Source organism: Streptococcus sp. 4155, from assembly GCF_013276695.1.
In the GTDB taxonomy this organism is placed as follows: domain Bacteria; phylum Bacillota; class Bacilli; order Lactobacillales; family Streptococcaceae; genus Streptococcus; species Streptococcus pseudopneumoniae.
The window spans coordinates 1-6,643 of sequence record NZ_VMLM01000028.1; the positions used below are offsets into that span (position 1 = coordinate 1).

A 6,643-nucleotide genomic window follows, 5' to 3' on the forward strand; every position below is an offset into this window, starting at 1 on the left:
TTGAGCAACTGAATTTGTCCATTCGAGGATGGATAAACTATTTCTCATTGGGAAATATGAAAAGTATTGTCACCAGCATAGATGAGCGCTTGCGTACTCGCCTACGAGTGATTATCTGGAAGCAATGGAAGAAGAAATCGAGACGACTATGGGGATTGCTTAAGTTAGGAGTTCCTAAATGGATAGCAGATAAGGTATCTGGCTGGGGTGACCATTATCAATTAGTAGCTCAGAAGTCGGTACTAAACGTGCTATATCAAAACCAGTCCTTGAAAAACGTGGACTGGTTTCGTGTTTGGATTATTACCTTGAACGACATGTGTTAAAAGTTAGTTGAACCGCCGTATGCCGAACGGCACGTACGGTGGTGTGAGAGGGGCTAGAGATTATCCCCTACTCGATTAAGCAATTTCCTTGACATTTTTCTTATTTTGCGCTATCATATATACATATAATATATGGGAGTCTGTGTACAGTCTGAGAGGAAGTGTTAAACTTCGACCGCACCTGATCTGGGTAATGCCAGCGGAGGGAACGATACTTAGTCTAATTTTGCACCTTTTCCATGTATGGTAAAGGTTTTTCTTTTTTTAAAAAGGAAAACGAGAAGAGGAGGTTCTTATGAAAGCAAGCATTGCCTTGCAAGTTTTACCCCTAGCACAGGGGATTGATCGGATAGCTGTTATTGATCAGGTCATTGCTTATCTGCAAACTCAAGAAGTGACGATGGTAGTGACACCATTTGAAACGGTCTTGGAAGGGGAGTTTGATGAGCTTATGCGCATTCTAAAAGAAGCGCTGGAAGTGGCAGGGCAGGAGACAGACAATGTCTTTGCCAATGTCAAAATAAATGTAGGAGAGATTTTAAGTATTGATGAGAAACTTGAAAAGTATACTGAGACGACACATTAGTCTATTGGGCTTTCTCGGAGTCTTGTCAATCTGGCAGTTAGCAGGTTTTCTTAAACTTCTCCCCAAGTTTATCCTGCCGACACCTCTTGAAATCCTCCAGTCTTTTGTGCGTGATAGAGAATTTCTCTGGCACCATAGCTGGGCGACTTTGAGAGTGGCTTTACTGGGGCTGATTTTGGGAGTCTTGATTGCCTGTCTCATGGCTGTGCTCATGGATAGTTTGACTTGGCTCAATGACCTGATTTACCCTATGATGGTGGTTGTTCAGACTATCCCGACCATTGCCATAGCCCCTATTCTGGTCTTGTGGCTAGGTTATGGGATTCTGCCCAAGATTGTCTTGATTATCTTGACAACAACTTTTCCTATCATCGTCAGTATTTTGGACGGCTTTAGGCATTGTGACAAGGATATGCTGACCTTGTTTAGTCTGATGCGGGCCAAGCCTTGGCAAATCCTGTGGCATTTTAAAATTCCAGTCAGCCTGCCTTACTTTTATGCAGGTCTGAGGGTCAGTGTCTCCTACGCCTTTATCACAACAGTGGTATCTGAGTGGTTGGGAGGCTTTGAAGGACTAGGTGTCTACATGATTCAGTCCAAGAAACTGTTTCAGTATGATACCATGTTTGCTATTATTATTCTGGTATCGATTATCAGTCTTCTCGGTATGAAGCTGGTTGATGTCAGTGAAAAATATGTTATTAAATGGAAACGTTCGTAGAATAAGAATGTTTCAAAAAAGAAAAGAGGAAATCAAAATGAAGAAAACATGGAAAGTGTTTTTAACTGTTTTAACAGCTCTTGTAGCTGTCGTGCTTGTAGCTTGTGGTCAAGGAACTGCTTCTAAGGATAACAAAGAGGCAGAACTCAAGAAGATCGACTTTATCCTAGACTGGACACCAAATACTAACCACACAGGGCTATATGTTGCCAAGGAAAAAGGTTATTTCAAAGAAGCTGGAGTGGATGTTGATTTGAAATTGCCACCAGAAGAAAGCTCATCTGACTTGGTTATCAATGGTAAGGCACCATTTGCAGTGTATTTCCAAGACTACATGGCTAAAAAATTGGAAAAAGGAGCAGGAATCACTGCCGTTGCAGCTATTGTTGAACACAATACATCAGGAATCATCTCACGTAAATCTGACAATGTAAGCAGTCCAAAAGACTTAGTTGGTAAGAAATACGGGACTTGGAATGACCCAACTGAACTTGCTATGTTGAAAACATTGGTAGAATCACAAGGTGGGGACTTTGAGAAGGTAGAAAAAGTACCAAATAACGACTCAAACTCTATCACACCTATTGCCAATGGTGTCTTTGACACTGCTTGGATTTACTACGGTTGGGATGGTATACTTGCTAAATCTCAAGGTGTAGATGCTAACTTCATGTATTTGAAAGACTATGTCAAGGAGTTTGACTACTATTCACCAGTTATCATCGCAAACAACGACTATCTGAAAGATAACAAAGAAGAAGCTCGTAAAGTCATCCAAGCCATCAAAAAAGGTTACCAATATGCTATGGAGCATCCAGAAGAAGCAGCTGATATCCTCATCAAAAATGCACCTGAACTCAAGGAAAAACGTGACTTTGTCATTGAATCTCAAAAATACTTGTCAAAAGAATACGCAAGCGACAAGGAAAAATGGGGTCAATTTGACGCAGCTCGCTGGAATGCTTTCTACAAATGGGATAAAGAAAATGGTATCCTTAAAGAAGACTTGACAGACAAAGGCTTCACCAACGAATTTGTGAAATAATGACAGAAATAAGACTAGAACACGTCAGTTATGCCTATGGTCAGGAGAGGATTTTAGAGGATATCAATCTGAAAGTCACTTCAGGTGAAGTGGTTTCCATCCTAGGCCCAAGTGGTGTTGGTAAGACTACGCTTTTCAACTTAATTGCGGGGATTTTAGAAGTTCAGTCAGGGAGAATTGTCCTTGATGGTGAAGAAAATCCCAAGGGGCGCGTGAGTTATATGTTGCAAAAGGATCTGCTCTTGGAGCACAAGACGGTGCTTGGTAATATTATCCTGCCCCTCTTGATTCAAAAGGTGGATAAGGCGGAAGCCATTGCTCGGGCGGATGAAATCCTTGCTACTTTTCAGTTGACAGCTGTACGAGACAAGTATCCCCATGAACTTAGTGGGGGGATGCGCCAGCGTGTGGCCTTGCTTCGAACTTACCTTTTCGGGCACAAGCTCTTTCTCTTAGATGAGGCCTTTAGCGCCTTGGATGAGATGACCAAGATGGAACTCCACGCTTGGTACCTTGAAATTCACAAGCAGTTGCAATTGACGACCCTGATCATCACGCATAGTATCGAAGAGGCCCTCAATCTCAGCGATCGCATCTATATCTTGAAAAATCGCCCTGGGCAGATTGTTTCAGAAATTAAACTAGATTGGTCTGAAGATGAGGACAAGGAAGTCCAAAAGATTGCCTACAAACGTCAAATCTTGGCAGAATTAGGCTTAGATAAGTAGAAAAATAGGGAGTTGGTGAAGATTATCCTTTACCAGCGCCCTTTTTCTTTTAAAAATGAGAAAATTTCGGTATAATAGTCAAAGATAGTCAAGGTTCAAAGAGAGGTGGGTTTGTAATGAGATTTAAAAATACATCGGATCATATTGAGGCCTACATCAAGGCGATTTTAGATCAATCTGGTATCGTGGAGTTGCAACGAAGTCAGTTGGCAGATACCTTCCAGGTTGTTCCTAGTCAGATTAACTACGTGATCAAGACACGCTTTACGGAAAGTAGAGGCTACTTGGTTGAAAGTAAGCGTGGTGGCGGAGGTTATATTCGTATAGGACGGATTGAGTTTTCTAGTCATCATGAAATGCTCCGAGAGCTTCTTTATTCGATTGGCGAGCGAGTTAGTCAAGAAACTTATGAGGATATTCTCCAGCTTTTGGTTGAGCAGGAATTGATGACCAAGCAAGAGATGAATTTGCTAGTATCAGTAGCTTTGGATCGCGTTCTAGGAGAAGAAGCTCCAGTCCTTCGTGCAAACATGCTACGCCAGGTCATACAAGAGGTAGATAGAAAAGGGAAGTAAGATGAACTATTCAAAAGCATTGAATGAATGTATCGAAAGTGCCTACATGGTTGCTGGTCATTTTGGAGCTGGTTACCTAGAGTCTTGGCACTTGTTGATTGCCATGTCCAATCACAGTTATAGTGTGGCAGGGGCGACTTTAAATGATTATCCATATGAGATGGACCGTTTAGAAGAAGTCGCTTTGGAACTGACTGAAACGGACTATAGCCAGGATGAAACTTTTACGGAGTTGCCGTTCTCCCATCGTTTGCAGGTTCTTTTTGACGAAGCAGAGTATGTAGCGTCAGTGGTCCATGCTAAGGTGCTAGGGACGGAGCACGTCCTCTATGCGATTTTGCATGATGGCAATGCCTTGGCGACTCGTATCTTGGAGAGGGCTGGTTTTTCTTATGAAGACAAGAAAGATCAGGTTAAGATTGCTGCTCTTCGTCGAAATTTAGAAGAACGGGCAGGTTGGACTCGTGAAGACCTCAAGGCTTTACGTCAACGCCATCGTACTGTGGCTGACAAACAAAATTCTATGGCCAATATGATGGGCATGCCGCAGACTCCGAGTGGTGGTCTCGAGGACTATACGCATGATTTGACAGAGCAAGCGCGTTCTGGCAAGTTAGAACCAGTCATCGGTCGGGATAAGGAAATCTCACGTATGATTCAAATCTTGAGCCGTAAGACTAAGAACAACCCTGTCTTGGTTGGGGATGCTGGTGTCGGAAAAACAGCTCTGGCGCTTGGTCTTGCCCAGCGTATTGCTAGTGGAGATGTGCCTGCGGAAATGGCTAAGATGCGCGTGTTAGAGCTGGATTTGATGAATGTCGTGGCAGGGACACGCTTCCGTGGTGACTTTGAAGAACGCATGAACAATATCATCAAGGATATTGAAGAAGATGGCCAAGTCATCCTCTTTATCGATGAACTCCACACTATCATGGGTTCTGGTAGCGGGATTGACTCGACTCTGGATGCGGCCAATATTTTGAAGCCAGCCTTGGCGCGTGGAACTTTGAGAACGGTTGGTGCCACCACTCAGGAAGAATACCAAAAACACATCGAAAAAGATGCGGCCCTTTCTCGTCGATTCGCTAAAGTGACGATTGAAGAGCCAAGTGTGGCAGACAGCATGGCCATTTTGCAAGGCTTGAAGGCGACTTATGAGAAACATCACCGTGTGCAAATCACAGATGAAGCGGTCGAAACAGCCGTTAAGATGGCCCATCGTTACTTGACTAGTCGCCATTTGCCAGACTCTGCTATCGACCTCTTAGATGAAGCAGCAGCAACAGTGCAAAATAAGGCTAAGCATGTAAAAGCAGACGATTCAGGCTTGAGTCCAGCTGACAAGGCCTTGATGGATGGCAAGTGGAAACAGGCAGCCCAGCTAATCGCAAAAGAAGAGGAAGTGCCTGTCTATAAAGACTTGGTGACAGAGGCTGATATTTTGACCACCTTGAGTCGTTTGTCAGGCATTCCAGTCCAAAAACTGACTCAGACTGATGCCAAGAAATACCTGAATCTGGAAGCTGAACTGCACAAACGTGTCATCGGTCAAGATCAAGCTGTTTCAAGTATTAGCCGTGCTATTCGCCGCAATCAGTCAGGGATTCGCAGTCACAAGCGTCCGATTGGTTCTTTTATGTTCCTAGGACCCACAGGTGTCGGGAAGACCGAATTGGCCAAGGCTTTGGCAGAAGTTCTCTTTGATGACGAATCAGCCCTTATCCGCTTTGATATGAGTGAGTATATGGAGAAATTTGCAGCCAGCCGTCTCAATGGAGCTCCTCCGGGTTATGTGGGTTATGAAGAAGGTGGGGAGTTGACCGAGAAGGTTCGCAACAAACCATATTCCGTTCTCCTTTTTGACGAGGTAGAGAAGGCCCACCCAGATATCTTTAATGTGCTCTTGCAGGTCTTGGATGATGGTGTCTTGACCGATAGCAAGGGCCGCAAGGTTGACTTTTCAAATACCATTATCATCATGACGTCAAACCTTGGTGCGACAGCCCTTCGGGATGACAAGACCGTCGGTTTTGGAGCTAAGGATATTCGTTTTGACCAGGAAAATATGGAAAAACGCATGTTTGAAGAGCTGAAAAAGGCTTATAGACCTGAGTTTATCAACCGTATTGATGAAAAGGTGGTCTTCCATAGCCTGTCTAGTGACCATATGCAGGAAGTGGTGAAGATTATGGTCAAACCTTTAGTGGCAAGTTTGGCTGAAAAAGGCATTGACTTGAAATTACAAGCTTCTGCACTGAAATTGTTGGCAAATCAAGGATATGACCCAGAGATGGGAGCTCGTCCACTTCGCAGAACCCTGCAAACAGAAGTGGAAGACAAGTTGGCAGAACTTCTTCTTAAGGGAGATTTGGTGGCAGGCAGCACACTTAAGATTGGTGTCAAAGCAGGCCAATTGAAATTTGATATTGCATAAAAATGGAGAATCAGGAGTAATCTTGATTCTCTTTTGCCAAATTTCAAGTTCAAGTTAGCCATGAAGAAGTCTTCTCTGGGTGATTTGTAGTTCAAGCATTTTTTAGGATAGTTATTAATCCAATTTTAGATGAATGCGACTTCTTTGGGAGTCGTTTCCTTAGTTCCCTTAGGTAACCATCTACGAATGAGCCTGTTGTGATTCTCATTAGTTCCCCTTTCCCAAGAG

At 43.5% G+C, this 6,643-nt stretch carries 6 protein-coding genes, 2 pseudogenes and 1 riboswitch; of the genes and pseudogenes, 7 read left to right on the plus strand and 1 reads right to left on the minus strand.

All coding sequences use genetic code 11. The annotated features are described in order from the left end of the window. The 7 genes and pseudogenes from HT715_RS03825 to HT715_RS03855 all read left to right on the plus strand — a co-directional run. Window positions 1-337: pseudogene (locus tag HT715_RS03825) on the plus strand (group II intron maturase-specific domain-containing protein); the annotation flags it as partial. A 111-nt stretch (window positions 338-448) separates the two neighbouring features. Then, window positions 449-551, plus strand: a riboswitch (TPP riboswitch). Window positions 552-621: 70 nt separating this feature from the next. Beyond that, window positions 622-912 carry a thiamine-binding protein gene (locus tag HT715_RS03830; RefSeq protein WP_138707182.1) on the plus strand — a complete coding sequence of 97 codons (291 nt, stop codon included), beginning with the start codon at window positions 622-624 and terminating at the stop codon, window positions 910-912. Next, entirely contained in the window at window positions 875-1,633 is a 759-nt protein-coding gene (locus HT715_RS03835) for an ABC transporter permease (RefSeq protein WP_162199275.1), read from the plus strand. Before HT715_RS03830 ends, HT715_RS03835 begins: the two co-directional genes overlap by 38 nt. A 37-nt stretch (window positions 1,634-1,670) precedes the next feature. Beyond that, on the plus strand, window positions 1,671-2,678 hold the full coding sequence (locus tag HT715_RS03840) for an ABC transporter substrate-binding protein (protein WP_004261900.1): 1,008 nt from the start codon (window positions 1,671-1,673) through the stop codon (window positions 2,676-2,678). Further along, the gene (locus HT715_RS03845; RefSeq protein WP_023936794.1) at window positions 2,678-3,406 is read left to right on the plus strand and encodes an ABC transporter ATP-binding protein; all 729 of its coding nucleotides are present in this window, start codon (window positions 2,678-2,680) and stop codon (window positions 3,404-3,406) included. The genes HT715_RS03840 and HT715_RS03845 overlap by 1 nt, the downstream gene beginning before the upstream one ends. 116 nt (window positions 3,407-3,522) lie before the next feature. Then, window positions 3,523-3,981 carry a CtsR family transcriptional regulator gene (locus tag HT715_RS03850; RefSeq protein WP_023936792.1) on the plus strand — a complete coding sequence of 153 codons (459 nt, stop codon included), beginning with the start codon at window positions 3,523-3,525 and terminating at the stop codon, window positions 3,979-3,981. A gap of 1 nt (window position 3,982) precedes the next feature. Then, window positions 3,983-6,415: an ATP-dependent Clp protease ATP-binding subunit gene (locus HT715_RS03855; protein WP_023936790.1), complete on the plus strand. Its 2,433-nt coding sequence runs from the start codon at window positions 3,983-3,985 to the stop codon at window positions 6,413-6,415. Between the two features lie 128 nt (window positions 6,416-6,543). Here the strand turns inward: HT715_RS03855 and HT715_RS03860 are convergent. Further along, window positions 6,544-6,643: pseudogene (locus tag HT715_RS03860) on the minus strand (IS30 family transposase); the annotation flags it as partial.